This window comes from Thermovenabulum sp. (genome assembly GCF_049701175.1).
Taxonomy (GTDB): domain Bacteria; phylum Bacillota; class Thermosediminibacteria; order Thermosediminibacterales; family Thermosediminibacteraceae; genus Thermovenabulum.
On the sequence record NZ_JBNATW010000009.1, the window covers coordinates 57429 to 83470 of the forward strand.

Here is a 26042-nt window from a genome sequence, read left to right on the forward strand (position 1 = left end):
GTTATCTACAAATATGTTACTATTTTAATTCTTCTTTGTTTTCAAACTTACCATTTATTAGAATCTATATCGGAACAATCAGCATGCTGATTATTATATTCATCTTTTTCTACAAATTTTTTTTTAAAACCCGTAATAATACCTTCCTTGAAAAATTTCATAAGGTATAAATAAAACAAAATCACGGCAATTCCAATGAGCACTATAAATGCCAAAATATTATCCATTTTAACCCTCCCTCATAATTTGTCGGCATAACCTTAGTATTAATATATTAGTCTTCTAAGATAAAAGTTCATAAAAAAAAGGCAGGCTTTTAACCTGCCTTTTATCCACATTATCCACAGAATTATCCACATATAATACACATTTCCACAAATTTTTTTCATTAATTTGTCCCTATAAAAGTCTGTGTAAACATTTTTCCGTAAGGCCCCCCATCAACAATTCCGATGCCAACTTTATTAAAATTGGGATTTAAAATATTTGCCCTGTGGCCAGGGCTATTCATCAATGCTTCATGAGCCTTTTCTACAGTAGGTGCCCCAGCGATATTTTCACCAGCATATCTATACGATATGCCTGCATTTTTTAAAGCATCAAAGGGCGAACCATAGGTCGGAGATATATGGCTGAAATAATTCTTTTCAATCATATCCTTGCTCTTTTTCCTTGAAATATCCACAAGCCTCATATCAACCTCGAGGGGTTTTAAACCTGCCTTAACTCTTTCTTTATTTACAAGATCGAGCATAAGCTTTTCATCTTTTGTTAAACCTATAATAGTATGTGCTTCTTTCGTTTGAGAAGTATTTGAGGCACCATTATTGTTTGATGTAGAAGTAGTTTTAGAATCAATATTTTTCAGAAAGGTTTTTAAGTATTCTACTCCGTTATACTTTATGTAGACAACATATTTAATCCCCGGCAATAATTTTTCAATTTTAAGGTTTAAATTAACAGTGGTTGCTGCAAAGGCTGTTGATGAAATTAAAATTGAAAATAACAACAGTAATAATATTATTTTATTTTTCATCCTCTTCATTTGTATACCTCCTCATGCTACTTTGTTTTTTTAATTATAAAAAACACAAAAATTATAGACAAACCCCGTATTTAACTAAATATATAAAAAAAAAGCCCTGAGGCCATATAAAATAAAATACCGTTGCTGTTATATAATATACATGGTATTGACAATGAAATAAGCAATCATGGTAATTTGCGGTTTTATAACCTTAAAAAGTAAATCTTAAAAGTTTCATAACTGTTAAAATAGGATTTATTAAAGTAGCTTCCTCAGAACCTGCAAATAAAAGCCCAACTGCCTCGTTTTTTTCCGTCAATACCAAAGAACCGCTGTCTCCAGGTTTAGCCATTGGTCCCGTCAATATCTGGTCGTAAAAGGTTGCCTCTTCGTTATCCCCAAGCATTACTTTAATAACCACGCTTAGTGCCTTTATTTCACTTTTCGTTATTCCGCTCGTCCTTCCGCTCTTTATTACAGGAAGTCCAATTTGAGGTGTGGTTTCACCCCTGACAAAACCCAGTTCTAATATTTCCTCGGAAACATCAGAAGGATTCAGAGGTTTTGCTAAAGCAGCATCCACAAGATTTTGAAAGGATTTCTTTTTAAAAAATTTAACATCGTAATTGGGTCTTACAATTTTAATAGCCCTATCTACAATCCTTTCACCAGCCTTTGCCACAGGGCATTCAATCTGAGAAAGGTCCTTCTCTATGGGGATAAACCTGTAAAGGTAGCCTATGACATCATCTTTTTTCCCACCGTCGTATGCTCCTGGTTGCAGTATAGGGTCTTTTATACTTGCCTTTTTATCCCTTCCATTAGTGGCATTTGCAAGCACATGGTTATTAGAGAGTATCAAGGGTTCTTTGGTAACGGCATCCCTTACTAAAGCCCCAAAAGTACCGGCTGTAACTTTATAATGTCCAATACTTACACCCGGTTTTGCTGGCCTCATTTTCCCCGTCCTTAAATTCAAAAGCCTTATTTCTCCAACTTCTACCACATCTGTCTCTACATCTTCTATTTTTTGGGGTATAATTTGGCTTCTTTTTAATACCTCTTTTGGCAGTTTTTTCTTTACAAAAACCAACAAAGCCTTTGTATGCGTTCTTTCCCCTCTGACAGTTTTATAGCCAATGCCGGCACCTATCACATTATCTATTAAAAATAGTTTTTTCGTGTATTTTTTTAATATTCGTTCTTCTCTATCCATAAAAACAGCCTCCCCCATGAATCTTTATAATTATATTATTCATGAGAGAGGCTTTGGTGCCTTAATGTTTAATTTTTATCGCCTTTCCATTGCCTGAGCAAAAAATCAATTCTACCGAATCGGTCAATACATCCGAATAACTATAAGAAACCCTATTTATAAACTCGGGGGATTCTTCTATCCTAATAACAAATATGTTTGGGTATACCTTCTCGAGTATTCCTATCTTTTCATAAGTCTTTTTTCTACCTCTATTGGCTTTTATCTTAACTTTTTTCCCTACAAAAGGTTCGATGCTTTTTCTTATTTTGAGGAGAGCATTATCTTTAACCAAATCAACTCACCTCTTTATTATACAAAATACACGATTGTATTATAACACCCCTTGTCCTAAATGTCAAATAAAAAGTTCAAATATTTTATCAGTAATATCGTAGTTTGTCAAATATCATATATGAAATAAAAAACGGCCTTTTATGGCAATAGGCCGCAATAATATTGAATAATACCCGATAATATCGATTTTACTATGTTTTTTCTGTATTCCTCGTCTGTCAATCTTTTTTCCTCTTGTGGATTATTAAGATTTGATACAAATATAACAACAGAGGGGCATTTTGATTCCCGTAGTATAAAAAGGTCAGCCTCACTTATTACTGCCTCCACTTCTAAAGTGTTGATTAAGATTTTTCTAATACATTCCGAGAGCCTTTTGCTTTCTTTATCTCCCGGAAAATAGTAAATTTCAATGTATTTTTCTTTTTCTGGCTTTAAGAAGTATTGATGAATGCTTATTAAAAGGTCTGGTTCATAATTATTTATTAGATTTACCCTTTCAATTAGGTTTTTATTTTCATTGCTGTTTCTCGTTAAAATCACTTGCGCTCCTTCTTTTTTTAACACATCCATTAAATTTTTGGCTATTTCAAAATTGATAAACCCTTCTGAAATCCCCATCGGGCCGCATAAATCTTCCTTTGACCCCCGCCCGGGATCTATAACAATTTTTTTTGATATTAATGGTTTATTCCGCGGGGGTATCAAAATTTTTTTTATTTCTACCCCTGTAAAATAGTAATTTAAAATATCCTGAAAACTATACCCTTTTAATGCCATGCCTCTTGCTCCATACTGGCACATCCCGAGTCCATGCCCCTTGCCCATCACTTCAAAATCTACTGTTACAATCTTCCAGTTAAATTTATTCGAGGGAAAAGAAAGGAGTTCTTTTATATCATCTCCCGTAAATTCTCTGTCACCAATTTTCATTTTTTTTATTCGGCCAGTCCCGGTAGTCTTTACTTCCTCGAAAATTCCTTTTATTTCATCTCTTGCAGCTTTATAGCCCAAATTAATCCCTAACTTTTTTTCGAGATTTTTTAAAGTAATAATTTTTGTTGTGCTGTAATTTGGAGAATCCTTGCAGAATCCACACTCTACGCGCCTTAAATAACTTATCTTATTCCCCAATACATTTTCCGAATCTTCTGTAAAACCTCCGCAGGTATCATGATATAAGGCTTCAATGGGGTTGTTGTTGTAAGTCAAAATTAATCCTGATGTATCACTTACTGCCTTTTTTATTTTTTCCGAGTTTTTTGGCCAGTCGTCACCCCATAAGACCTTTTTACTATCTTCCTCTAAGAATCCCTGACAATGCCGAAAATCTGTGCAAATATCATAATCGGGGAACCTAATGCACCCGCTTCCTCCAAATATCCTCATTCTCTTTATTGCAATCGTCCTGCAGCATACAGCCTGAGATTTTAAGGCCTCCAAAGGAAAATGTGCAGGCATTGCCCATGCGACTGCCCCTTCTACATATTCTTCAATATCCAATTCATAAACCTTATCTTTTTGGGGATCATACGCTTTAAGAATAGCTCCCTCCTTCATATAAATCACCGCCTGTTTTACTCGTAGGGCGAGCGTGGAAGTCCTTCCCTGTACTTTCCTCGGGTCTCTATTCCCCCAATACCCTTTGTACCGGTAATAGTCGCCTCTATGGCCTCTTTTAGCGAGATAATTTTAGAAATCGGCGTAAAGGCAACCCTTTCTATAACCATAACAGGATCTAATGCATGAATAAAAACCCTATGAGGTGAGCTTGCAAAATTGGCCCCCGCCTTGATTAAGCCCTCGTAGTAGGACTGGCATGCACCGGCAAAAATAATAAGTTCATCTTTGGAGGGCTGTATTTTCCTTGCTTCCTTTACCGATTCAATAAAAAACCTCGAATTTCTATAAGAATTCACATTGTTAAAGTCCTTTGCACTTTTTAAAAGTCCATCATGTCCTGTTATAACCAGAATATCCGGAGCGTATTCCAGTAATAAAGACCTAATATTTTTGGGCTGTTCTTTCTCAGCAATGTTAAAACCTACCGCCTCAATTTCCAGCTGCTTATAGGTATTTAAGCATATTTCAAGGTAGTCTTCATCCCCATCCAAATGTAAGACCCTTGCCGGCATATAAAAAAAACCGTTTTCTTCTTTGTTATTCCTTATTAATTTTCTTTCATTCTCCAATTCCCTTCTGTAATAAATTCTTTCCAAGCATTCATTGTAGGTCTTGATAAGATTTATTTTGTATTCTCTGACTTCACTCTTTGAAGGTATCACGAGATCGTCAAGCGGGGCATCGGCTAAAACCCTTATATTAATGCCCTTTAAAAGGGCTATATTTTTATCTTCATAAACTTCAACCACTTTGAAAAGTAAGTCCCCTCCATAAGACAGCCTTTTCACAATATCTCCTGCTTTTACCTTAGCCATGTTCATCACCCCCTTAAATCCTTTTAAAGTCACACTTTCGTGTTTTAATACATAATATGCTACCAGAAAATCACATGTTAATTAAAATAGGAGGGGACAACGTGATTGCGGCAGTTGTACCTGCAAAAAATGAGGAGGGAAGAATAATAAAGGTTCTAACTAATTTAATCAAAACTGGAGTGGACAGGGTTTTCACGGTCATCAACGGTTCAACAGATAATACCCTTTTTGAAGCGGAAAAAGTGCGTTCGATTTTTGATGACAAAATAGAAATAATGTACTTTAAAGAAGCATTAGGATATGATGTGCCCAAAGCTATCGGAGCTTTTCGGGCATTTAAAAAAGGGGCTAATTGTGTGATTTTTATTGATGGTGATATGCAGGGTAAAATGAATGATAAATTAAAAACCCTGATAAGATCAATATTAAAAGAAAAAGCCGACCTTTCTTTGACCAGGTTTTACCCCGAATACATCAAAGAAAATCGGCTTTCATTAGAACTTTACTATTACAAAAAAATATTTAACCAGACGATAAATTTATATAACAAGGTTTTAACCGCAATACCCTCTCACGGTCCCCACGCTGTATCGAAAAAATTTTTGGAAAACGTTGACTTCAGTTTCTTTGCGGTGCCTCCTTTAGAATCGGTTTTTGCAGTAAAGGAGGGGCTTAAGGTTCAAGCGCCCGTGGTAATGCGCGTTGAGGAACCGGGTTCTAAGCCTCGCGGATTTACCCATGCAAAAAAAATGGCCGATACAATCATCGGCGACATTGCAGAAGCATTAAATTTTTATAAAGGCCTGCCTAAAAATCGAATTGTCAACAGCAAAGAATATATAGGATACCACAGTGAAAGGAGGTTCGATATTTTAAAGCAATTCATTTCGTAAATCGGTCAGCTACTTTTGTAGCTCCATAAGCTTGAGGCTTTATCTTAACCCTAAATCCGCTGCCCATAACCCAGCCCACAACCTCTTTTATTAACTCTTTTGTATCTCCATTCTGCCCTATATCCACATGAATCTCTACATCCATATTTTTGTAATTTGTTTTTTCAAGCTCGTTTTTTATGGAATTTACAGCTTCCAAAGACAAAGAGGTCTCGGTATAAACCCTTTGTCTTAAATTTTTTATAAGGGCCATCACTTTTTTTCTGTAATAATATCGGGCACCCTTTCCGACTCTGTGGATTATTATAGCTGTTACAAAACAGGTGTTGTCTTTTTCCTGGGAATCGGTTCCGATGATCAATTTGTATTGGGCTTTCGGGTCTTCTTCCATGTATCCTATGATATCCTCTACGGTTTCTCTAAGGGTAAGTTTGCCTTTTGTCGGGCTAATGAAAAACATTTTTATCCCATCCTTTCATCCCCTTAAGCTCCATAAAAACCCGACAAATTGATGCAAACTCTTCTATGCTCAAAGTTTCCGCCCTTCTCTTGCCATCAATATCCGTTTTCTGAAAAATGGTATCCACTTCCTCAGGGCTTAACTCTAAATTATTTTTCAATGAATTTCTAACGGTTTTTCTCCTCTCTGCAAAAGCAGCCTCTACTATTTTAAAAAATATTTTCTCATCAGGTATATCCACCTTGGCCTTTTTTTGAAGGTCGAGTTTAACTATGGCCGAATCTACCTTGGGTGGAGGGAAAAATGCCCCTTTTTTAACCAAAGATACGATTTCCACATCCGAATAAAGCTGCACTGCTATGCTCAGTATGCCGTAGCTCTTGCTGCCCGGTAGGGATGCAAGCCTTTCTGCTACCTCTTTTTGAACCATTACCACAGCTTTAGAAATAATATCCCGGTTTTCTATAACCTTCATCAAAATAGGGCTGGTGATATAATACGGTAAATTCGCCACAATTTTGAAACAATTATTTGTAAAATAATCTTTTTTTATTCTATTTAAGTCTAATTTTAGCACATCTTCATTTATCAAACAAACATTTTTCCGGTCTTTTAGCAGGTCTTCCAAAATTTTTATCAAAGACCCATCCTTTTCCACAGCAACGACTTTTCTCGAATAATCAGCCAATTTTAGAGTCAAAACCCCAAGGCCAGGACCAATCTCCAAAACCTCATCTTCCTTAGTTATCTCCGCAGCTTTTATCATTTTGTATAAAAAGGATTCATCCATTAAAAAATGTTGGCCGAGCCTTTTACTCGGCCTTATATCGTACTTTTTCATTATCTCTTTTATTTTCAAAAATTACCACCTCAATTAACCCTTTTCAAACTTCCTTACCCTAAACCCTACCCCTAATTCCTCTGCAATTTTCCTGCACTTTTCTATGTCAATTTCGGGCAGTTCTACAACGGTTAAAATCACCTTGGGCACGTAATTCTTACACTTTCTAGCAAACTCCAGTACCGCATAGAAAGCTTCCTCGCCGTAGTCGGAACGGCAGATTTTATCATATTTTTCCGCATTATCGGCATTGAGGCTTATGGAAACCACATCAATTAGACCCTTAAATTGAAGGGTTATATCTTCTCCATGAATTAGATTCCCCAAACCATTGGTATTTATTCTTATAGGAATTCCAGGATAATTATTCTTGATATAGGAAGCTACATCCAATACCACCTGAAGCCTTAATAAAGGCTCTCCGTAACCGCAAAAAACAATCTCCTTATATTTTTCCGGCTCTTTAATTGCTTCTATTATTTCCTTTGTGGTGGGTTCCCTTTCAAGCCAAAGATCATAACCTCCTACGCCCTTTGCAAAGTTCCTAATGCAAAAACTGCACTTATTCGGGCAACGATTGGTAATGTTTAAATACAATGAATCACCTATCTTATATGCTATCATACTCGCCCCGCCCATTCTTAGAATTTTTCTATGCTATTTTAACACAAATTGATGTTTAGCACAATCAGAAATTAGAAATATAAAAAATAGTGACCCATCGTTAAATATTGGGTCACTTTAATTATTGACATCTTTTATCCTTAATATCTTGTATTACGACTTGATAACCGCCCTAAAAGCCGTTTTGGCCACATTATATAAGACAAGAGCTGCAACCGTATTTATTGCTGCTGTAGGAAGGACGACCATCGTATAAAGCGCAGAAAAAGCTGCTGGCAGAGCTCCCACAACAAGCATTGCGACACTTAAAAATATGGCCCCGCTCAACATGGTCCCGACAAGGGTGATGAATGGCACTGCTATCTGCCTGTTTAAAGAAGGTGTCATCCGTATTAAAAGCGCCACTACCTGCCCTGTTATCAATTCATCGACAATATTGGCAATCTGTCCTCCGGGAAAGGTAGTAGAAAGGGCAGCAAATATTCCTCCGAGAAAACCTGCAAGCAGCGCGTTCTTTGGTTTTGGGTTTAAAAAAAGCGAAAAGAAAAGCATAATAAGAAGAAAATTGGGCCTCATCCCTGCCACAATAGGCGGTGTCACCTGATGCAAAACATAACCTACAGCCATTAAAAGTGCAGTAATTAAGGAATCTTTTAATTTCATAAATTAAAACCTCCTTAATGTTTTTTGAAATTTTCATAAAAAAAAAGCACCCATCCCCAGCGGGACGGATGCTTTTATCCGCGGTGCCACCCGAATTAGCCCTGCAAGAAGCAAAAACGGCATTTCACCCATCAGGATGAAATGCCGTATATGCCACCTGAAAGCAGGACTCTCTCTTAGGGTACGGCTAAATTCTGCGATACCCCGCCCTTTTTTTAACGGAGGGCTTCCCGGCAGCAGCTACTTGAACCCTCTTTCGCCACCGCATCTACAGGGCCCATTCACCCTACCTTTCGGTACCGCCTTTCCACCACCGGCAGCTCTCTTTAACCTTCCGGTAAGGCTACTCTTCCCTGTCATTGAATTTATCGTTTTAATACTTTAATATTATTTTGGAATATTATATATCATTTTTCTATAGATTGCAATATGGCTTTTTACTATTTTCAAAAATTTTTCGTCACAACAGATTGTAAAAAAAATTAATGTATCTTAAAAAAACTAATCGCTTTTTCCCATATTATTTTCTTTATCTCCTCTACATCCATACCTTTTAAGTTAGCATAGTAATCGTAAATAATTTTTATCAATGTAGGGTCATTCCTCCTACCCCTGTAGGGCTCCGGAGTGAGGTATGGAGAATCGGTTTCTAAAAAAACGTTCTCTAAGGGTAAATGCCTTATTACTTCCCTTCCCGATTTATTTTTTTTAAAAGTCATCGATCCCCCGAAGGAAAAAAAGTAGCCTCTTTTTAAAGCTTCCTCCGCCATCGAAAGGTCCCCCGAAAAGCAGTGAAGCATTACATCCTTTATTCCCACTTCTTCTAAAATTTTCAAGACATCCTCATGAGCTTCCCTGTCATGGACAACAACGGGAAGTTCAAGCTCTCCTGCCAAGTAAAGCTGTTCTCTAAATACCTCTATCTGTCTTTCTTTGGGAGAAAAATTGTAATAATAGTCAAGGCCGATTTCTCCCAAAGCGACGACCTTAGGATTTTTCGAAAGCTTCCTTAATTCATTAATATAATCCTTATTCACTTTTGCAGCCTCGTGGGGGTGAACCCCCACGGCCGCAAATATATTGTCATGTTTTGAAAGCTCCACTGAAAACAGGCTAGAATCAATATCTACTCCTGCATTTATAAAATATACATTTTCCCTTTTTGCCTTTTCGACTATTTCAAGCCTATCTTTATCAAAAGCCTCATCGTCCAAATGGGCGTGAACATCCAAATACAACACCATCAACCCCTTATTTGACTTTTGCGCCCGATGGAATATCCCTTTCTACCGTGATGATTGAAAGTTTGTCCTGAGTTGATGCTGCAAGAAGCATCCCTTGAGATTCTACTCCCTTTAATCTGGCCGGTTTTAAATTTGCCACAACCACTATTTTCTTACCGATAAGCTCTTCAGGTGAATAATATTTTGCAATTCCCGCTACAATCTGCCTTTTTTCCTCACCTATTTTCACCTGCAATTTGAGGAGTTTATCCGCTCCCTCGATCTTTTCTGCCTCTACTACTTCCGCAATCCTAAGTTCAACCTTTGAAAAGTCATCAATCGTGATTATATTGTTTTCTTCTCCTTTTTGTTCTTTAATCTCTTTGTTATTGTCGTTGTTTTTATCCTTTGAACTTTCTTGAGCCTTTTCAATCCTGGGGAATATTATTTCCTTCTGGCCTATTTTTGTACCCACCGGTAAAACACCCCATTTTTTAGCATCCTCCCACGTGCAAACCTCATCGGGTATGCCGAGCTGTTTTCTGATTTTTTGGGGCGTATTGGGCATAAAAGGAGAAATATGGATTGAAATTACCCGAAGTGCTTCTGCAAGGTTAAAAAGCACCGTGTTTAGTCTATCTTTTTTGGCATCGTCCTTTGCAAGAATCCAAGGAGATGTCTCGTCTATATATTTATTTGCCCTTCCTATGAACTGCCATATCTCCTTTAAGGCTTCGGAAAATTCAAAGGAGTCCATCAACGATTCTATCTTTTGTGGCAAGGATCTCGCCATTTCTATTAGTTCCCTGTCTTCTTCGGTGAATTCACCGGCTTTGGGTATCTGTCCGCCGCAGTACTTTTCAATCATTGTCACCGTTCTTGAAAGTAAATTCCCAAGGTCGTTGGCAAGGTCATAGTTTATCCTGTCAATAAGGGCATCGTTTGAAAAATTGCCATCTGCTCCGAAGGGTATTTCTCTTAATAAAAAGTACCTAATGGCATCAACACCGTACAAATCTACCAATACCCTCGGGTCCACCACATTACCCTTAGATTTTGACATCTTCCCGCCTTCCAATATAAGCCATCCGTGTCCGAATACCCTCTTGGGAAGGGGAAGGTCTAATGCCATAAGCATTGCGGGCCATATAATTGTATGGAACCTTACAATTTCCTTACCTACTAAATGTACATCAGCGGGCCAGTATTTATCAAAGAGCTTATTGTCGAAGGGATATCCCAAGGCAGTGATGTAATTTGACAGGGCGTCTATCCAGACGTAAACCACATGTCCTTCATCAAAGGTAACGGGTATTCCCCAGTTAAAACTGGTCCTTGAAACACAAAGGTCTTCAAGCCCGGGCTTTAAAAAGTTATTTAACATCTCATTCCTTCTCGAAGGAGGCTGTATGAAATCCGGGTTTTTTTCAATATATTCTATGAGTTTATCCCGGTATTTTGAAAGCCTGAAAAAGTATGCCTCTTCCCTTACAAGTTCTACAGGCCTCCCACAGTCCGGGCATTTGCCGTCAATCAATTCCCTTTCTGTAAAAAAGGATTCGCAGGGTGTGCAGTACCACCCTTCGTATTCACCTTTATAAATATCTCCCTTTTCGTAAAGTTTCTTAAAAATTTCCTGGACGCCTTTTACATGGTATTCATCGGTAGTCCTTATAAAATGGTCGTAAGATATGTCCAGTATCTTCCAAAGTTCCTTTATCCAGTCCACTATCTCGTCAACGTACTCCTTAGGGGTTTTCCCCTTTTCTTGGGCTTTCCTTTGAATCTTCTGCCCGTGCTCGTCCGTCCCAGTTAAAAAGAAAACGTCGTAGCCCGTAAGCCTTTTGAACCTGGCCATGGCATCGGCTGCCACAGTCGTATAAGAATGGCCGATGTGGAGTTTGTCACTTGGATAGTATATAGGCGTTGTAATATAAAAGGTTTTCCTTTCCATTATTTACCCTCCTCTTTTTTGGAAAAAATTTCTATTAAAACCTCATACAAATCAAAAAACCCCCGCCCTTTGATAAAAGGGGCGAGGGTTGCCCGCGGTACCACCCTAATTCGCCTTTTCGGCCTTTTTTGCTTTATCGGGCACATCCCGCCTTTGCCTTAAGGGAAAAACCTTTTGGCAAAAGTTTTCTCCGGGTCCATGTTCGGCAAAAAAGCAGGCACCGGCTTTCACCTTCCCCGGCTCTCTTTAGCCTCTTTTTATACCTACTCAACCCTTCATTGAAGCTCTCTATTAAGTTTAGATAATATATACCAGTTTTTTCGGCTTATGTCAAGCTTCCGTATAAAAACTGCCAAAGGGTGATTCCTCTTTTTTTAGCTTCCCTTCCCTTACCAATTCCTCCAATATATTTTTTAATGCGTTCACTTCTAAAACCACTTTTGGATTTTTACTACTTATGTTTTTAGCCGCTTTTAAAAGGTTTGTCTCATAAATGGGGAGTTCCTCGGCTATTAAATTAAAATACTCATCCTTCTCTTTTTTGCTTTGTTCCACCAGCTCATCAAAGGGATTTTTTATATGGGGGCTAATAGAATAGGGGTACCTAATCCTTATCGCAATGGTCCTTCCGAATAATGGCGTTGAAACAAAAGCGTCACCTGAGGGAAGGTAGGGAAGCCTTTTTGCCTCTTCAGAGCTTAAATCCGTCTCCTCCATTATGGTGCTGATATCGTTTCCCCTGACCGTCCTGAATATAATCTTTGTATTAAGCTGGGCAGTGACTGTCTCGTCTAAAAGTGTCGGCCTTTGGGTGGCTAAAACTAGAAATACCCCGTATTTTCTTCCCTCTTGGGCAATTTCCTTTATTATACCCTTGCTCGGAGCATCATAGCCCTTTGGCGCAAAGTTGTGGGCCTCATCAGTAGCCACAACAAAGGGCGGAAAGTATTCATGGCCTATTTCTCCTTTTAGCTCCCCGTCTTTATAATCCCTTCTTTTTCTGTACAAACTCGAGAGAATATATGTGGCAAATACCTGCAAAAGCCATATGGGCCCCTGGATGACGGAAAGCTTTCCGGATTTTAAAGCATTTACAACGGGGTTTATGTCGTGGCTGAATATGCCCGAATAGTAAAGCCTCTTTAACCTCCACGAAATCCCCTGCACTGAGGGTAGAGGAATGTTCGAGTATTCTTCAACCAATTCCCTCAACCTTTTGTACTTTTCCCTTTCACTGTCTTTTAGCCCCTCCACGGAAAGCATCTTGTCCAATTTTGTTTTTCCCATTTCCAAGCCTTCGCATAAATCTTCAATCCTTGAAGAAAAACTGGTGTAAGTATCTCCTTTTTTAAAAAGGATTTCCACCGCACTGGACATAGCCTCCGTCAGCGGCTTCACAGCAGATAAAAGGTCCAAAAGGTCCCTTGCGGATAGTGCTGAAAACTCTACTCCTATGTCTTCCCCTATCTGGAATTTCTGAAACTCAAAAGTAAAGTCTGGGCTTTCGGGAAGGCCCGATGAATTGGAAAAATCCATTTCGTAATGGGGGTCAAGTATTATGGAAGGTATTCTTTTTTTCATCAATTCTTCCATTATTACCCTCATGCCGAAGGACTTCCCAGAGCCCGAGCCTCCGAAAATACCGATATGGGGGTACTGCTGAAAGGACCTTAAATCCAGAATAAAGGGTACACCTTTAGTTTTTTCAGCACTGCCCTTATTTAATACATAAAAGAGTCCCTTTAGCTCGTCCTCCATAGTTAGTGCGGTTTCTTCCGTATGTTTTATCTCTCCCAGCACAAGGCCTTCTTCTTTTTTACCCCTGATAAGTAAATTTTTTACCTCAAAAAATTGAGGAACCCTTGCTTTCGAACCCGTTACTATTGGGTAGGTGGTCTCCGTCATGAGCTTTACCTTTGCCACATTCACTTCCTCTTCATCAATGCTGTAACCCAGCCTCTTTAATGACTCTATGACCTTAGCATCAAAAAAATCGTGGTTTACGGAAAAAGGGATGTATCTATTGTAGGAAAAGGTTTCCGATACCTCTCCTATTACCGGCCCCTGATTGGGGTCTTCTATAAGTATCAGTTCATTCATCCTGAACTTTCTTTCTTTTGAGGCTATGTAAACCTCATGAGAGGTTGTAAGCCCAACCACGTTCATTTTTTTTCATCTCCCTTCAATTTATGGGTTTCTTTTTTCCCTTTTTGGAGTTAAAACTTCCAAAAAATCCTCCCCTAAATAGCTTTTTGCAACCATTTCCATAAAAGGATCCCGTATTTTTACCCTTTTGTCGATTATATCCATCCAAAGGGGTATACCCCTGCTGTTTTCGGGGGTGAGGGTATATACAAGGTTTGCAACAAATTTCGCGTATTCCTTCTGCTCTTCTAATATATCCACACCTATGGGTTTTGGGTCAATAGAACTCCTCATGAAAAACGTCCTGAAGCCTTCTTTAAAAAGCCCCGGTTTTACTTCTAAGTATTCCCCCATATCCATTATGCCGAGCAATATTTCCCAGTCAGCAGAATACTTAAATACGGAAGGAAGCAATTCCCTTATTAAACTGCTTATAAGCGATGTAGAAATTCCCTCAACTATGCCAGCAACTATTACATTTTTGTTTAAAGCAATATTTTTAATTTGTTCAAAGTAGTCCTTTGCTTCAATTTTAAACCTGACTAAAGAGCCGTCAAGAAAAAGCACCTTGGGATTAAATCTTTCCAAAGCCTCCTTTGCTGCCTTAGCCTCAAGCTCTGCAAGGCCCTTTTTTAATAAAGCTTTATACTCTTCTTCGTCCATAAGGTCATCCAACAAAAGGGGAGAGTCCACTTCCGAAAGAAGGATTTCCTCATGCCTTATTTCAGAAGACAAACCAAGAGCGCGCTTAATGTAAAAAAGATATGGGTATACACCCCCTATGCTGTTTATAGAACCATCGACACCCGCTATTCCACCCTTTAATTTTATTTCATCAAGCTCGCTTTCCGAAAGTTTATCGGCTTTTAAAAACTCACCTATGTAATTTTCTTCTATTATGGTTCTTATCCTCTCCCTTTTGGGCCTTTTTGAAATTCTCTCCCTCAATTTTTCAGCCGTTTCTTTAATTTTTTCCTTTAAATCTTCACTTACATCCGTGAAATTTTCCTCTTTTTTCAAAATTACCGCCTCCAGAATTTGTATAAATTTTAAAAAATGTTGACTCTTTTTTACATAAATGGTATATTTTTGTTAGAAAAATTTTGTCGAAAGGGGGCGAATTTCATGAAGTCAACGGGGGTCGTTCGAAAAGTTGATGAGCTCGGCAGGGTAGTAATACCCATTGAGCTTAGGAGGGTTTTAAATATTTCTGAAAAAGATCCCCTCGAAATCTATGTAGATGGCGATAAAATAATTCTGAAAAAATACGAACCCGGCTGCATCTTCTGCGGAAGTGCAGATGACGTAGTAAATTTCAAAGGCAAAAATGTTTGCAAAAAATGTATAAGTGAAATGAACAACCAATAATGGAAACCTAAGGCAGGCAATACATTTTACCTGCCTTTTTAATTTCATTTATGAAAATCATTGTAAATCTCATTTTTTGATATATTGAATTCCTTAGAAACCCTTCTTATGGCTTGACTTTTGGTCATCCCGTTTTTTATATATTCCTCAACCCTTTCTAAGGCTTGTTTTTTTATATCAAAGAAGGCTTCCCCTTTTAATTCCTCTTCTTGCTTTATTCCCTCGATAACAACCACAAATTCCCCCCGGGGTTCTTCTTCTTGGTATTTTGCCAGGGCTTCCTCCAAAGACCCTCTAAAGATTTCTTCATAAAACTTGGTAAGCTCTCTTGCCAAGACGATGTTCCTATTTCCCATTTTATCTTTTATTTTCCTTAGCGTCTTTACGAGTCTGTGGGGCGACTCGTATATAATAATCGTCCTTTTTTCCCTTGAAAGCTCCTCGAGGATTTTCTCCCTCTCCTTCTCTTTTTTAGGCAAAAAACCCTCGAACACAAACCTTCTTGTAGAAAACCCAGAAACGATTAATGCAAGGATAAAAGCAGAAGGGCCAGGAAGGGGGACAATATCTATGTTTTCTCTTATAGCAGCCCTTATCAAATCCTCTCCGGGGTCGGATATTCCGGGAGTCCCGGCATCTGATACCAATGCAACATCTTCTCCAGAAATCAACCTCTTTATAATCTCTTCGCCTTTTGAATCCTTATTGTGTTCATGATAGGATATCAAAGGTTTTTTTATGCCGTAGTGGTTTAACAACTTTTTTGTCACCCTGGTATCCTCTGCAGCTATAACATCAACCTCTTTTAAAACCTTCAATACCCTAAGGGTAATATCCTCTAAATTCCCTATGGGGGTCGGGCATAAAAAAAGCCTGCCCTTTTTGGACTCCATTAAATATCCTCCTCAGATTTTTCATAAAAATTACAACTCAAAAATTTACTTTATTTATATAATAATTATAACTTATTTTTTCCAGCTGTTGAATTTTTCTAATATCATGTTGATTTTCTTTTATTTTTGTTACAAAATTAATTTACACGCTCAATAAAAGGAGGAGGAAAAGTTGACTGAAATAAAGGATTATATTAATGAAAAAGATTACGTAGTAAGGGCTATTGATGAAAAAGCTGGAATACTTGCTTTTTGCGGGCGCACCACAATGCTTGTAGAAAAAGCAAGAACAATTCATAATACACTCCCTACTGCTTCTGCTGCCTTCGGGCGATTGCTTACCGCTTCAGCCCTAATGGGCCTTATGTTAAAGGGAGAAAAGGATACCGTTACCCTCCGAGTTGATGGTGAGGGAATATCCGGGACAATAGTCGCGCATGCTGATTCAAAGGGAAATGTCAAGGGATTTATAGGAAACCCTAGTGCTGACCTTCCATTAAATGAAAAAGGCAAGCTTGATGTAAGCGGAATAGTAGGAAATTCAGGAACCCTCACAGTTATAAAGGATTTAGGTTTAAAGGAACCTTATATAGGTCAGGTCCCTTTAATTTCAGGTGAACTTGCAGAAGATTTAACTTATTACTTTGCCAAATCAGAACAGATTCCTTCTTGCGTCGCCTTAGGAGTATTAGTTGACACGGACAGCAGCATTAAAGCTTCTGGCGGTTTTATCATTCAGCTATTACCGGAATCAGACGAAAAGGCAGCCATTTATATTGAAGAAAAATTAAAAGAAATAAAATCCATAACACAATTAATAGAAAATCATATTACCCCTGAAGATATTTTAAAAGAAATTTTAAAAGATTTTAATCTAAAATTTACCTTAAAACACGAAATTCAATACTCTTGCAACTGCTCTAAGGAAAAAATAGAAAGCATTTTACTAAGCCTCGGAAAAGAAGAAGTGGAAAACATACTAAAAACCGAAGGCATGGTAGAACTTGTTTGCAATTACTGTAAAAAAGCCTATCGCTTTAATGAGGAAGATGTTAAGAAAATTTTTGATAACAATTAAATCCCCTACCCACTGCGGATAGGGGATTTTGGTTTATCCTAAAATCCCTAAAGCTTTTAAACAATCACTTATAGCTTTTTTGGTCTTTTCATCTGCATCCACAAGGGGTGGCCTTAATCCTCCCACCTTTAAACCCATTTGATTCAATGCTTCTTTCACGGGGATGGGATTTGTTGTTATAAACAAGGTCTTAAATAAATCAAAAAGCCTCAAATGTATTTCTAAAGCTCTCTTTACATCCCCTTTCTCAAAACTTTCTATCATTTCTTTTATTTCTTTACCTGCGACGTGGGATGCAACACTCACCACACCCTTTGCCCCTAAGGAAAGCATGGGTAAAGTTAAGCTATCGTCTCCGCTGTAAACATCAATTTCTGGGGCAAGTTTCTTTGTAAGGCTTGTTTTATCAAGATTACCGCCTGCATCCTTTAAGGCGACAATGTTTTTTACCTTGGAAAGCCTTGCTATTGTCTCGGGCTCTATATTTACCGAGGTCCTACCGGGCACATTGTATAGCATACAGGGAATATTTACGCTTTCAGCAATCATCTTAAAGTGCCGGTAAAGCCCTTCCTGCGTAGGTTTGTTGTAATAGGGGGCAACTAATAAAAGCCCATCAACCCCTATTTCCTGAGCCTTCACGGAAAGTTCTATACTTTTTGCAGTGTTGTTGGAACCTGTACCCGCGATGATTTTTGCCCTTTTATTAGAGGCTTCCAATGCTGCTTTATAAAGATTCAATTTTTCTTCATCGGTCAGGGTAGGGGATTCGCCCGTCGTCCCCGTTACCACTATGGAATCACTGCCGTTTGCGATAAGGTAATCGGTTAACTTTTGAAAGGAATCATAATCCACCTTTAATTCATCGTCAAAAGGTGTTACCACAGCAGTAATAACCTTTCCAAAATCCATAAAATTAAATCCTCCCCTTTTTTAATATTACTATCCTATGATTTCTACTGTCAGCTATATATAAATTACCTTCATCATCAAAACAAATCCCCTTTGGAGTGTTAAACTGCCCTTTTCCAAAGCCATAGCCGCCAATGCTTTTTATGTGATCCCCCCTTAAGTTAAAAACCTCTATTCTGTGGTTTGCCGTGTTAGACAAAAAGACAAGACTTCCTTTCACTGCAATGCCTTGAATTCCTGAATCTTCAGGATTTCGTTCATCTGTAGAAAATAATCCTTTTGCCTCCTCATTTAAGAGCTCTTTAAAACCTCCTGATTCCCATTTTACCACAGAAGGTGAGTCAAATTTCAATATATATATATTTCCTTTTTCATCAAAAGCTATTTCTTTTGGTGTTTCTATTTCTATTTGCTTTATAAAGGTACCATTGTTGTCATATACATTTATCCTATCATTAAAAGTATCCGCTATATAAAGATTATTATCCTCGCCTACAGCAATATCCTGAGGGCCTAGAAGCTCTCCGTAGTTGTCAAAAACCCCAAATTCTCCTGTCCCTCCACCCCGGGTGCCGAAGCTTTTTATATAATTTCCCTCAGTATCGAAAATGTGCACTTTATCTAAATCCAATACAAAAATTTTTCCCTTTGATACTACAGCATCCTTTGGCATCATAAAATCTTTATTTGGCAAAGATAAGTTAAATAAAAAGGCCCCATCTTTTTTGAATACCTGGACTTTTCCTGTATCCTCGTAAAAATTCTCGCTTATTACAATAATATATTCATTATCTGCATAAACGTGATGGGGAAACACAAAATTTTCTTTAGTATCTTTTTCATCAATAATTTTTATTGGTTTCCCCTTTTCAAAAAATACTATTTTATTCAAGTAAGAAAAGCATGCAACAAGTATTCCTTTTTTCCCGTATATACTTGAGTAACCAAAGTATTCGTCTTTATATGAATCGGACAATTTATAATATTCCGTTTTCTTTTCACTATTAAAATCAATTTTTATTATTTTGTCGTTTAAAAGGGCAAAAATCCCTTCTTCATTCACTGCAACATCCTGGGGTTCATCCTCTAAAGGATAATCCTTTAAAAAGGTGCCTGCAGGGCTAAATTTTTGCAGCCTTTTATTTAGGGTGTCGGCTACATAGATGTTGTCTTCATCATCTACTGCGATTCCAAGAGGACCTATATAAAATTCAGAGCCCATAGTTTTAAACTGCCCTTTTTTGCTACCGCTTTCTCCAAATTTTTTTAGGACATTGCCTTTTGAATCAAATATGTAAACCTTATCATAACTTAAAACCACAAGCTCACCTTTAGAATTTACAGCAATGCTTCGCGGGAAAAAGTTTTCTTCAGGTTTAAAAGTCTTAACCTCTTTTTCATTTTGATACTTGATAATTTCTCCTCTACCAATATCTGCAACATAGACGATACCGTCTTTATCCACAGCAATATCAACATATTCCTTTTCATTGCTATCTAAAGGAGCAAATCTTTTTAAAAAGTTATAATTTTTGTCAAAAACAAAAATGCTGCCCTTCATGGAAACCTGATCTAAGATGTATATATCCCCTTTTTCATCTACTGCAGAACTTACTGGGTAAAAAGGTGATTCTTCCTTAAGCCCCGGTATTTCATAACACCCGCTGTAATTATTATTTTGTTTACTTATTGGAACCTCCTTACCACAGGACGCCAACATTAGAGAAAATAATGTGATTAGTATCACAAAAAATAATACTCCTTTGAAAGCTTTCACTGTAAATCCCTTCCATTTATAAAATTTAAAAAAAATAAGGGTAAAAAAGATTACCCCTATCTATCATCGCGATTGAAAAATCCTGCAATTGCAAGAAGCCTCAAAAGCTGCATTACAGCCATCAATGTTGCTGCCACATAAGTAAGCGCAGCAGCGCTCAGCACCCTTCTTACACCGTATGCTTCATCGGGAGCGATAAATCCCTGCCCTTCTAATACTGCAACAGCCCTGCTGCTCGCATTATACTCTACGGGAAGTGTAAAGAGCTGGAAGATAACCGCAAGGCTGAAAAGCAGTATACCCAATGTAAGCAGGGTATCTGCGTTCATAATTAGCCCGATAAAAAACAGGGGAAAAGCCATTTGAGAACCAATATTCGCAAGGGGTACTATAGAATTTCTTAGAGCAAGAGGGGCATACCTTTCGCTGTGCTGTATCGCATGCCCGCATTCATGAGCAGCAACACCAAGGGCTGCTAAGGAGTGACCGCTGTAAACCTCTGGAGAAAGCCTTAAAACCTTATTTCTCGGGTCATAATAATCGGAAAGTCTTCCCCTTGTCATCTCTACTGAAACATCATATATCCCATTTCTCCTTAATATCTCTCTTGCCACTTCAGCACCGGTTAAACCAATCCTCGCCGGCACCCTTAAATACCTTTCAAAAGTAGAAGAAACCTTCGCTTGAGCGTAAAAAGCAAGAATTAAAGCAGGTAGCAGGATTATCCACGTTGGGTCATATCCCCAGAAAAACGGATAATACATCTTCCTTCCCCCTTTAAGGGTGATATTTTATTTAATAATATAGTTTTTATAAATCTATTTCAACATCGTTTTTTACCACTTCTTCCTTAAGAAATTCCTTAATTTCTTTAGTTTCCTTTAATTCTACCTCAATTGTTCCTTTTTGCTCATTGATGCTGGTTATTATTCCTTCACCAAAGGAAGTGAAAACCTCATTTCCCACTTCAAACCTTTCCTTTTCAACAACGTCTTCCCCATTTTCTTGCGATTTGTAATTGTCATATTCATACCTCAAGCAGCACATGAGCCTGCCGCAGAGGCCTGATATTTTCCCGGGATTTAAAGAAAGGTTTTGCTGTTTTGCCATTTTTATTGAAACTGGGTCAAATTCCCCCAAAAAAGTGTGGCAGCAAATAACCCTGCCGCAGGGACCCAATCCCCCTACCATTTTCGCTTCATCCCTTACTCCTATCTGGCGTAGTTCTATACGAGTCCTGAATATGGAAGCCAAATCCTTAACGAGTTCCCTAAAATCTACTCTGCCATCAGCGGTAAAGTAAAATATCAGTTTTGATCTATCAAAAGTATATTCAACATCTACCAGTTTCATTTCAAGACCATGTTCTTGTATTTTTTTTTCTGCTATTATCTCAGCTTCCTGAGCCCTTCTTTTGTTTTCCTCAAAAATCATATCATCCTCTTCAGTAGCCTTTCTTAATACATCTTTTAATGGAGAAACTATATCCTCTTCCTTTACATCCTTAGGGCCTACCACTACCTCTCCGTATTCGAGGCCCCTTGCCGTTTCAACTATCACTTTATCCCCAGTATTAAGCTCAATTTCACCGGGGTTAAAATAGTAGATTTTACCTGCTTTTTTAAACCTTACGCCAACTACCCTCACCATAATGCATTACCTCCAAAGGGCAAGGAGCAAATTGAAAAGCCCTATGTTTTCATTACCCCTTGATTTTATATACTCTACGGTTTTATTTATTTTGTCCATAATCTTTAAAACTTCCTCGATACATAACCTGTTTGCAATGTTTTTTATTACATCTTGGTATTCCTCATTTACTATTTTTACTTTACTATTAGTCTTTGCTACCAAAACATCTCTATACAAAGTCGAAAGGAATTCTAATACTGCTTCTTTATCATCCAAGTTGGTTATCTGGTTAAAAAAATCGAGTTTTTCATGGGGTAAAGAACCCTCCATAATAACTTTAAAAAGTTTATCAACAAAATCTTTATCAAAAGTGTATTTTTTAAAAGGTTTTGCCCTTTCTATAACCCTGCACCTTGAAATAACCGTAGGGATAATATTTTTTATATTTTCTGAAAGAAGAATAAATATGCTCTGTGAAGGGGGTTCTTCCAAGGTTTTTAAAATGCTATTTTGAGCTTCCAAAGTCATTTTATCTGCTTCATAAATAACATAAACCTTTTTTTTTCCTTCAACTGGAGAAAGGTAGGAATCAAAAATTATATCTCTTATGCTTTCTATTTTCACTGAAGAGCCTTCTGGCTTTACTTCTACAAGGTCTGCAAATACACCCTTTTCGATTTTAACGCAGTTTTTGCAGTAATCGCAAAAACCGTCGTTCTTTTCTAAACAATTCGCTGTTTTTGCAATTTTTATTGCTTCTTTTTGGGTTTCCTCTAACGGGCCCAACAAAATGTAAGCGTGGAATAAATCATGCATAAAGGTCAACTATAAGCCCCCTTATTTCATCTAAAAGAGAAAGTATTTTCAAAGTATCCTTATTCTCTGACAAAAATTGCTCTGCCAGTTCAAGTATCTTTTCATCAATGATTTTTATAGCAGTAAGCACTTTCTGCCGGCCAAAACGGGCAAAGTTTTTTTCTTCGAAAACATCTATACCAAGCTCCAAACATCTTTTTAAAAAATTTCTTAGAAGTTCCCTGTATTTTTTAAAATCTTCTAAGGTTTGCGTTTTTAAAAGCTTTTTTGATTGTTCGTCCAAAGCTTTAAACATAAAGTCCAGTTCTTCTCTTGAAAAAATTTCCTTGCTTTTTTTAAGGTATTCACCGAATTCCCTGCCTGAATTCTTTTTTTTCTCTACTTTTACTGAATTCAAACCCAATTCTTCAGAAAGCCTGTTCACCCTTATCATATTTTTTCAAACCTCTCCACATTCAAAACAAAGACGGTAGCCCCGCCCACTGTAACTTCAATGGGATAAGGTGCAAAGGTTTCTCCCGGTACCCCAGGGAAAAGGGTAACAACCTGTTTCCTCGGTTTGCATATTTTTTCGAGTAAGCCTAAAACTTCTTCTAACCTCTCTTCTTCTAAACCGATTAACAATGTGGTGTTTCCTCTTTTCAAAAAACCTCCTGTGCTTGCAAGCCTTGTTACACCTATATTCCTTTTGGTAAGCTCTTCTACCACCTTTGAGCTGTCACTATCGTCTACTACGGCCATAATTAATTTCATTAATGGCCCCCCTTTTTTTTAATTAAAGATTCCGGCCTTCTCCAATTCAAAAACAATTTCTTTAAAAACCTCCTCCTGACTTTTTGACGCATCTATCACCCTTATTCTTTCAGGAAACTCTTCTTTAAGCTTTAAAAACCCTTCCCTCACTTTTAAGTGAAACTCTAAGGATTCTCTTTCCAATCTGTCCTTTCCTCTTGTAAGCCTTTTTAAAGCAATTTCGGGATCTAAATCCAGAAGAAAGGTGATATCAGGCCAGTATCCGTTAAGTACCCACTTGTTAAGCTGAAGTATCCTGTTAAAACCAAGCCCTCGCGCAAAACCCTGATACGCCAAATTGGAATCCACAAACCTATCGCAGACCACAAAGAAACCCTCTTTTATCGCCGGAATCACCAATTTTTCTAAAAGTTGTGCCCTTGAAGCAGCATAAATAAGAGCCTCTGCTGTAGGAACAGGATTGCTATCCGGGTCAAGAAGCACCTTTCGGAGCTGCTCACCTAAGGCAGTTCCACCCGGTTCCCTTGCTTTAATTACCCTTTTGCCTTTATTTTTGATATACTCGCATATTTTTTCCAATTGAGTTGTCTTACCAGCACCATCAATTCCTTCAATAGTTATAAATTTGCCCTTTTTATTCTGTTTACCCATCTTTCACCACCGCAATACAATTATTTTTTAATCCATAACAGTAGTAATTATTACTTACTAATTGATTAATCACATCGATGTGCTCCTTTTGGATTAGTTCACCCGGATTAAGTAGCGGAATTCCAGGAGGATAAGGTATGATAGGGTCTTTACAGATTCGGCCTCCTGCATGGGAATAAGGAATATACTCGTATCTTTTTATAAATGCCTCATAGGGTGTAAAAATTATTTTAGGAGGTATTTTAAAACCTGCAATAGGAAATTTGATTCTTTTCTTTGCTTTAAACGAGGATAATGCTTTAATGAGCTTCAAAATTTCTCTTTTTGAATTAGCACCCGTTATTAGAAAGTAAACATTGTTTAAATCTGCATACTCTGCAAAAATATTATATTGCTTTCTTAAAATTTTTTCTACATTTATTCCGCTATAACCCGCAGAGGAAGTGTTGACTATCAATCGGGACAAATCAAAAAAGAATCCTTTATTTTTTGCGTATTCGAAACCGGGGCAAAAAAAGGGAGTGAATTTATTTATCTTGCTCCTTGCGAATTCTGCAAGCTCCACCCCTTTTTCTACAAAACTTTTACCAAAATCCCTTAAAAACTCTACAGTTATCTCTAAAGAAGCAAGCATTAAGTAAGATGGGCTTGTAGAAGTAATCAGGGAAAGGTATCTTTTCAGCCTCTCCTCTTCTTTTTTTTGTCCGTTGAAATGAAGCCACGCGCTTTGTGTGAAAGAAATAAGCATTTTATGGGGGCTCTGTACCCAAATATCTGCACCACACTCACCTGCTGATAAGGGAAGTTTTTTTGAAAATATAAAGTGGGGTCCGTGGGCTTCATCAACAATGGTTTTTATTTTGTTTTTTTGAGCAATTTCAATAATATTTTTAATATCTGGGCAAATGCCGCTGTAGTTGGGATTGGTGATTACAGCGGCTTTTATATTTTTCTCGCTTTTTATCACTTTCTCCCATTTGTCGCAAGAAACATCAAGGCATATACCTAAATCTTCGTCTATTTCAGGAGTCAAATATAAAGGCATGGACCTTGTAAGAATAATACCGTTCAAAACAGACCTATGAGAATTTCTTGGTAATAATACCTTCTCTCCCTCGTTTAAAAAAGTAGCTATACCTGCAATAATGCCTGATGTGGCCCCATTTACTAAATAAAAGGACTTTTTTGCACCGTAGAGCAAAGAAAGATTTTCTTGGGATCTTTTTATAACACCTTTGGGGCCGTGCAAATTATCAAATCCTGGAAGCTCCGTAACATCAAACTTAAATATATTTTCTGAAAGTAATTTTTGAAGAGGAAAAAACATTTTCCCCTTATGCCCAGGCATGTGAAATCTTACCGGATTTTTTTCTGCATAATCTTTTAAAACAGAAAGCAAAGGAGCTTTGTTTTTTTTCATCTTATTATCCCCTTAAATCACTACTCACCTTTGAATTTGGGCTTTCTCTTTTCCAAAAATGCGGACAGTCCTTCCTTGTGATCTTTTGTCTGCAGTGCAATTCCCATAAAATCTGCTTCCAGATCAAAGTAAGTTTCCATATTGATTTCACTGAGCCGATTTGCAATCTGTTTGATATACCCCAGGGCAATCGGTGCTTTCTCCGCAAGCTGCCTTGCAAAATCCATAACTTCGTCATAAAGTTTTTCTGACGGAACCACCTTTGTAACCATGCCATAGCGTTCGGCTTCATAAGCATCTATAAGGCGTCCTGTCATAGCGAGTTCTTTTGCCCGCATAACACCAACCAAACGGGCAAGTGTCCAAAGCCCGCCCGTATCAGGTATCAGGCCGATGTTAATAAAGGTCTGCCCAAACTTTGCCTTTTCTGAAGCAAAAACAAAGTCACAAGACAAGGCTAGGTTGCAGCCACCACCGACTGCCACACCATCTACTGCTGCGATGATGGGTTTTGGCATAGTGTACATTTTTGTAATAGTCCTACCAAGTGACCTGATGGTTTCCCGTGCTTTTGGTGCAGTATCCAACATCTTTAAGAGCTCAAAATCTCCTCCAGCACTAAATACCTTGCCGTTGGCTTTCAGAACCACCACCCGGATTTTCCGATCGTCAGCCAAGGCATCAATTACTTCATCAAACTCCTTAAGAAACTGGAGCGTCATGGTATTCAGCTTTTCTGCCCTATTCAATGTGATAATCCCTATGCCATCAGCCTTTTCTAAAATCAGGTTTTCCCAGTCCATTTCATTTTCCTGGTCATCCAAACTGTGACAAACTTCCCAGTTTGGAAGGCTGGGGTATTTTTTCCCGCCTTTCAGGTTGTCCCTACCCCAGCAGGCGGTATTTGGGACAACCATAGCCC

Annotated in this window: 28 protein-coding genes and 2 other annotated features; of the genes, 3 read left to right on the top strand and 25 right to left on the bottom strand. The window is 37.9% G+C overall.

The features are described from left to right. Positions 1–47: 47 nt before the first annotated feature. From ACPLVF_RS04785 to yabG, 6 genes are all read right to left on the bottom strand, one after another. Positions 48–227, bottom strand: a complete 180-nt coding sequence (locus ACPLVF_RS04785) for a hypothetical protein (RefSeq protein ID WP_424906687.1) — start codon at positions 225–227, stop codon at positions 48–50. Positions 228–388: 161 nt separating this feature from the next. Continuing rightward, on the bottom strand, positions 389–1045 hold the full coding sequence (locus ACPLVF_RS04790; RefSeq protein WP_424906688.1) for a CAP domain-containing protein: 657 nt from the start codon (positions 1043–1045) through the stop codon (positions 389–391). Positions 1046–1238: 193 nt separating this feature from the next. Continuing rightward, positions 1239–2243: a hypothetical protein gene (locus ACPLVF_RS04795; protein WP_424906689.1), complete on the bottom strand. Its 1005-nt coding sequence runs from the start codon at positions 2241–2243 to the stop codon at positions 1239–1241. A gap of 61 nt (positions 2244–2304) precedes the next feature. Beyond that, positions 2305–2577: a Veg family protein gene (locus ACPLVF_RS04800; RefSeq protein ID WP_424906690.1), complete on the bottom strand. Its 273-nt coding sequence runs from the start codon at positions 2575–2577 to the stop codon at positions 2305–2307. Between the two features lie 140 nt (positions 2578–2717). Beyond that, the gene (spoIID, locus tag ACPLVF_RS04805; RefSeq protein WP_424906691.1) at positions 2718–4139 is read right to left on the bottom strand and encodes a stage II sporulation protein D; all 1422 of its coding nucleotides are present in this window, start codon (positions 4137–4139) and stop codon (positions 2718–2720) included. Positions 4140–4156: 17 nt separating this feature from the next. Continuing rightward, complete coding sequence (gene yabG / locus ACPLVF_RS04810; RefSeq protein ID WP_424906692.1) at positions 4157–5017, bottom strand: sporulation peptidase YabG; 861 nt, start codon at positions 5015–5017, stop codon at positions 4157–4159. Positions 5018–5118: 101 nt separating this feature from the next. Between yabG and ACPLVF_RS04815 the strand changes: the two genes are divergently transcribed. After that, a complete protein-coding gene (locus ACPLVF_RS04815; RefSeq protein WP_424906693.1) occupies positions 5119–5910 on the top strand; it encodes a glycosyltransferase in 792 nt (263 codons plus the stop codon). Here ACPLVF_RS04815 and ACPLVF_RS04820 read toward each other — a convergent pair. The 8 genes from ACPLVF_RS04820 to ACPLVF_RS04855 form a co-directional block, all read right to left on the bottom strand. Next, a complete protein-coding gene (locus tag ACPLVF_RS04820) occupies positions 5900–6370 on the bottom strand; it encodes a ribonuclease H-like YkuK family protein (RefSeq protein ID WP_424906694.1) in 471 nt (156 codons plus the stop codon). The genes ACPLVF_RS04815 and ACPLVF_RS04820 overlap by 11 nt on opposite strands. Further along, complete coding sequence (rsmA, locus tag ACPLVF_RS04825) at positions 6357–7229, bottom strand: 16S rRNA (adenine(1518)-N(6)/adenine(1519)-N(6))-dimethyltransferase RsmA (protein WP_424906695.1); 873 nt, start codon at positions 7227–7229, stop codon at positions 6357–6359. Before rsmA ends, ACPLVF_RS04820 begins: the two co-directional genes overlap by 14 nt. A 15-nt stretch (positions 7230–7244) precedes the next feature. Continuing rightward, positions 7245–7835 (bottom strand): TatD family nuclease-associated radical SAM protein, encoded by a 591-nt coding sequence (locus tag ACPLVF_RS04830; protein ID WP_424906696.1) that lies wholly within the window; start codon positions 7833–7835, stop codon positions 7245–7247. A gap of 153 nt (positions 7836–7988) precedes the next feature. Continuing rightward, complete coding sequence (locus ACPLVF_RS04835) at positions 7989–8498, bottom strand: tryptophan transporter (RefSeq protein WP_424906697.1); 510 nt, start codon at positions 8496–8498, stop codon at positions 7989–7991. Between the two features lie 57 nt (positions 8499–8555). Next, positions 8556–8867 (bottom strand) — a binding site (T-box leader). Positions 8868–8980: 113 nt separating this feature from the next. Then, a complete protein-coding gene (locus ACPLVF_RS04840; RefSeq protein ID WP_424906698.1) occupies positions 8981–9736 on the bottom strand; it encodes a TatD family hydrolase in 756 nt (251 codons plus the stop codon). Between the two features lie 13 nt (positions 9737–9749). Beyond that, a complete protein-coding gene (gene metG / locus ACPLVF_RS04845) occupies positions 9750–11675 on the bottom strand; it encodes a methionine--tRNA ligase (RefSeq protein ID WP_424906699.1) in 1926 nt (641 codons plus the stop codon). Between the two features lie 74 nt (positions 11676–11749). Further along, positions 11750–11963 (bottom strand) — a binding site (T-box leader). A gap of 42 nt (positions 11964–12005) precedes the next feature. Next, a complete protein-coding gene (locus ACPLVF_RS04850; protein WP_424906700.1) occupies positions 12006–13841 on the bottom strand; it encodes an ATP-binding protein in 1836 nt (611 codons plus the stop codon). Between the two features lie 21 nt (positions 13842–13862). Further along, a complete protein-coding gene (locus ACPLVF_RS04855; protein WP_424906701.1) occupies positions 13863–14840 on the bottom strand; it encodes a DNA double-strand break repair nuclease NurA in 978 nt (325 codons plus the stop codon). A gap of 105 nt (positions 14841–14945) precedes the next feature. Between ACPLVF_RS04855 and ACPLVF_RS04860 the strand changes: the two genes are divergently transcribed. Next, positions 14946–15188 (top strand): AbrB/MazE/SpoVT family DNA-binding domain-containing protein, encoded by a 243-nt coding sequence (locus ACPLVF_RS04860; RefSeq protein ID WP_424906702.1) that lies wholly within the window; start codon positions 14946–14948, stop codon positions 15186–15188. A 44-nt stretch (positions 15189–15232) separates the two neighbouring features. Here ACPLVF_RS04860 and rsmI read toward each other — a convergent pair whose 3' ends face one another. Then, positions 15233–16081 carry a 16S rRNA (cytidine(1402)-2'-O)-methyltransferase gene (gene rsmI, locus ACPLVF_RS04865; protein ID WP_424906703.1) on the bottom strand — a complete coding sequence of 283 codons (849 nt, stop codon included), beginning with the start codon at positions 16079–16081 and terminating at the stop codon, positions 15233–15235. Positions 16082–16253: 172 nt separating this feature from the next. Here rsmI and hslO point away from each other — a divergent pair, with 172 nt between their 5' ends. After that, on the top strand, positions 16254–17159 hold the full coding sequence (hslO, locus tag ACPLVF_RS04870; protein ID WP_424906704.1) for an Hsp33 family molecular chaperone HslO: 906 nt from the start codon (positions 16254–16256) through the stop codon (positions 17157–17159). A gap of 33 nt (positions 17160–17192) precedes the next feature. Here hslO and dapA read toward each other — a convergent pair whose 3' ends face one another. From dapA to ACPLVF_RS04920, 10 genes are all read right to left on the bottom strand, one after another. Further along, positions 17193–18071, bottom strand: a complete 879-nt coding sequence (gene dapA, locus ACPLVF_RS04875) for a 4-hydroxy-tetrahydrodipicolinate synthase (RefSeq protein ID WP_424906705.1) — start codon at positions 18069–18071, stop codon at positions 17193–17195. 4 nt (positions 18072–18075) lie between these two features. After that, on the bottom strand, positions 18076–19848 hold the full coding sequence (locus ACPLVF_RS04880) for an NHL repeat-containing protein (protein WP_424906706.1): 1773 nt from the start codon (positions 19846–19848) through the stop codon (positions 18076–18078). Between the two features lie 56 nt (positions 19849–19904). Further along, positions 19905–20612 carry a zinc metallopeptidase gene (locus tag ACPLVF_RS04885; protein ID WP_424906707.1) on the bottom strand — a complete coding sequence of 236 codons (708 nt, stop codon included), beginning with the start codon at positions 20610–20612 and terminating at the stop codon, positions 19905–19907. A 46-nt stretch (positions 20613–20658) separates the two neighbouring features. Further along, entirely contained in the window at positions 20659–21498 is an 840-nt protein-coding gene (locus ACPLVF_RS04890) for a PSP1 domain-containing protein (RefSeq protein WP_424906708.1), read from the bottom strand. Positions 21499–21504: 6 nt separating this feature from the next. Beyond that, the gene (locus ACPLVF_RS04895; protein WP_424906715.1) at positions 21505–22296 is read right to left on the bottom strand and encodes an ATP-binding protein; all 792 of its coding nucleotides are present in this window, start codon (positions 22294–22296) and stop codon (positions 21505–21507) included. Next, positions 22289–22729, bottom strand: coding sequence for a YaaR family protein (locus ACPLVF_RS04900; protein WP_424906709.1), 441 nt, complete (start codon positions 22727–22729; stop codon positions 22289–22291). Before ACPLVF_RS04900 ends, ACPLVF_RS04895 begins: the two co-directional genes overlap by 8 nt. Further along, a complete protein-coding gene (locus ACPLVF_RS04905) occupies positions 22726–23049 on the bottom strand; it encodes a cyclic-di-AMP receptor (RefSeq protein WP_424906710.1) in 324 nt (107 codons plus the stop codon). Before ACPLVF_RS04905 ends, ACPLVF_RS04900 begins: the two co-directional genes overlap by 4 nt. 18 nt (positions 23050–23067) lie before the next feature. Further along, positions 23068–23700 carry a dTMP kinase gene (gene tmk, locus ACPLVF_RS04910; RefSeq protein ID WP_424906711.1) on the bottom strand — a complete coding sequence of 211 codons (633 nt, stop codon included), beginning with the start codon at positions 23698–23700 and terminating at the stop codon, positions 23068–23070. Then, positions 23693–25120, bottom strand: coding sequence for an aminotransferase class I/II-fold pyridoxal phosphate-dependent enzyme (locus ACPLVF_RS04915; RefSeq protein ID WP_424906712.1), 1428 nt, complete (start codon positions 25118–25120; stop codon positions 23693–23695). Before ACPLVF_RS04915 ends, tmk begins: the two co-directional genes overlap by 8 nt. A 20-nt stretch (positions 25121–25140) precedes the next feature. Then, positions 25141–26042, bottom strand: a 902-nt coding sequence (locus tag ACPLVF_RS04920; protein ID WP_424906713.1) for an enoyl-CoA hydratase/isomerase family protein, incomplete at its 5' end; no start/stop codon positions are given.

Excerpts from the sequence above, each read along its gene's own strand:
- ACPLVF_RS04790 (WP_424906688.1), bottom strand. The coding sequence starts at position 1,045 with ATGAAGAGGATGAAAAATAAAATAATATTATTACTGTTGTTATTTTCA.
- ACPLVF_RS04850 (WP_424906700.1), bottom strand. The coding sequence starts at position 13,841 with ATGAACGTGGTTGGGCTTACAACCTCTCATGAGGTTTACATAGCCTCA.
- ACPLVF_RS04795 (WP_424906689.1), bottom strand. The coding sequence starts at position 2,243 with ATGGATAGAGAAGAACGAATATTAAAAAAATACACGAAAAAACTATTT.
- ACPLVF_RS04835 (WP_424906697.1), bottom strand. The coding sequence starts at position 8,498 with ATGAAATTAAAAGATTCCTTAATTACTGCACTTTTAATGGCTGTAGGT.
- tmk (WP_424906711.1), bottom strand. The coding sequence starts at position 23,700 with ATGGGTAAACAGAATAAAAAGGGCAAATTTATAACTATTGAAGGAATT.
- ACPLVF_RS04905 (WP_424906710.1), bottom strand. The coding sequence starts at position 23,049 with ATGAAATTAATTATGGCCGTAGTAGACGATAGTGACAGCTCAAAGGTG.
- ACPLVF_RS04820 (WP_424906694.1), bottom strand. The coding sequence starts at position 6,370 with ATGTTTTTCATTAGCCCGACAAAAGGCAAACTTACCCTTAGAGAAACC.
- ACPLVF_RS04860 (WP_424906702.1), top strand. The coding sequence starts at position 14,946 with ATGAAGTCAACGGGGGTCGTTCGAAAAGTTGATGAGCTCGGCAGGGTA.
- ACPLVF_RS04890 (WP_424906708.1), bottom strand. The coding sequence starts at position 21,498 with ATGGTGAGGGTAGTTGGCGTAAGGTTTAAAAAAGCAGGTAAAATCTAC.
- ACPLVF_RS04895 (WP_424906715.1), bottom strand. The coding sequence starts at position 22,296 with ATGCATGATTTATTCCACGCTTACATTTTGTTGGGCCCGTTAGAGGAA.
- ACPLVF_RS04785 (WP_424906687.1), bottom strand. The coding sequence starts at position 227 with ATGGATAATATTTTGGCATTTATAGTGCTCATTGGAATTGCCGTGATT.
- metG (WP_424906699.1), bottom strand. The coding sequence starts at position 11,675 with ATGGAAAGGAAAACCTTTTATATTACAACGCCTATATACTATCCAAGT.
- ACPLVF_RS04830 (WP_424906696.1), bottom strand. The coding sequence starts at position 7,835 with ATGATAGCATATAAGATAGGTGATTCATTGTATTTAAACATTACCAAT.
- dapA (WP_424906705.1), bottom strand. The coding sequence starts at position 18,071 with ATGGATTTTGGAAAGGTTATTACTGCTGTGGTAACACCTTTTGACGAT.
- ACPLVF_RS04885 (WP_424906707.1), bottom strand. The coding sequence starts at position 20,612 with ATGTATTATCCGTTTTTCTGGGGATATGACCCAACGTGGATAATCCTG.
- yabG (WP_424906692.1), bottom strand. The coding sequence starts at position 5,017 with ATGGCTAAGGTAAAAGCAGGAGATATTGTGAAAAGGCTGTCTTATGGA.
- rsmI (WP_424906703.1), bottom strand. The coding sequence starts at position 16,081 with ATGGAGTCCAAAAAGGGCAGGCTTTTTTTATGCCCGACCCCCATAGGG.
- ACPLVF_RS04915 (WP_424906712.1), bottom strand. The coding sequence starts at position 25,120 with ATGAAAAAAAACAAAGCTCCTTTGCTTTCTGTTTTAAAAGATTATGCA.
- ACPLVF_RS04900 (WP_424906709.1), bottom strand. The coding sequence starts at position 22,729 with ATGATAAGGGTGAACAGGCTTTCTGAAGAATTGGGTTTGAATTCAGTA.
- spoIID (WP_424906691.1), bottom strand. The coding sequence starts at position 4,139 with ATGAAGGAGGGAGCTATTCTTAAAGCGTATGATCCCCAAAAAGATAAG.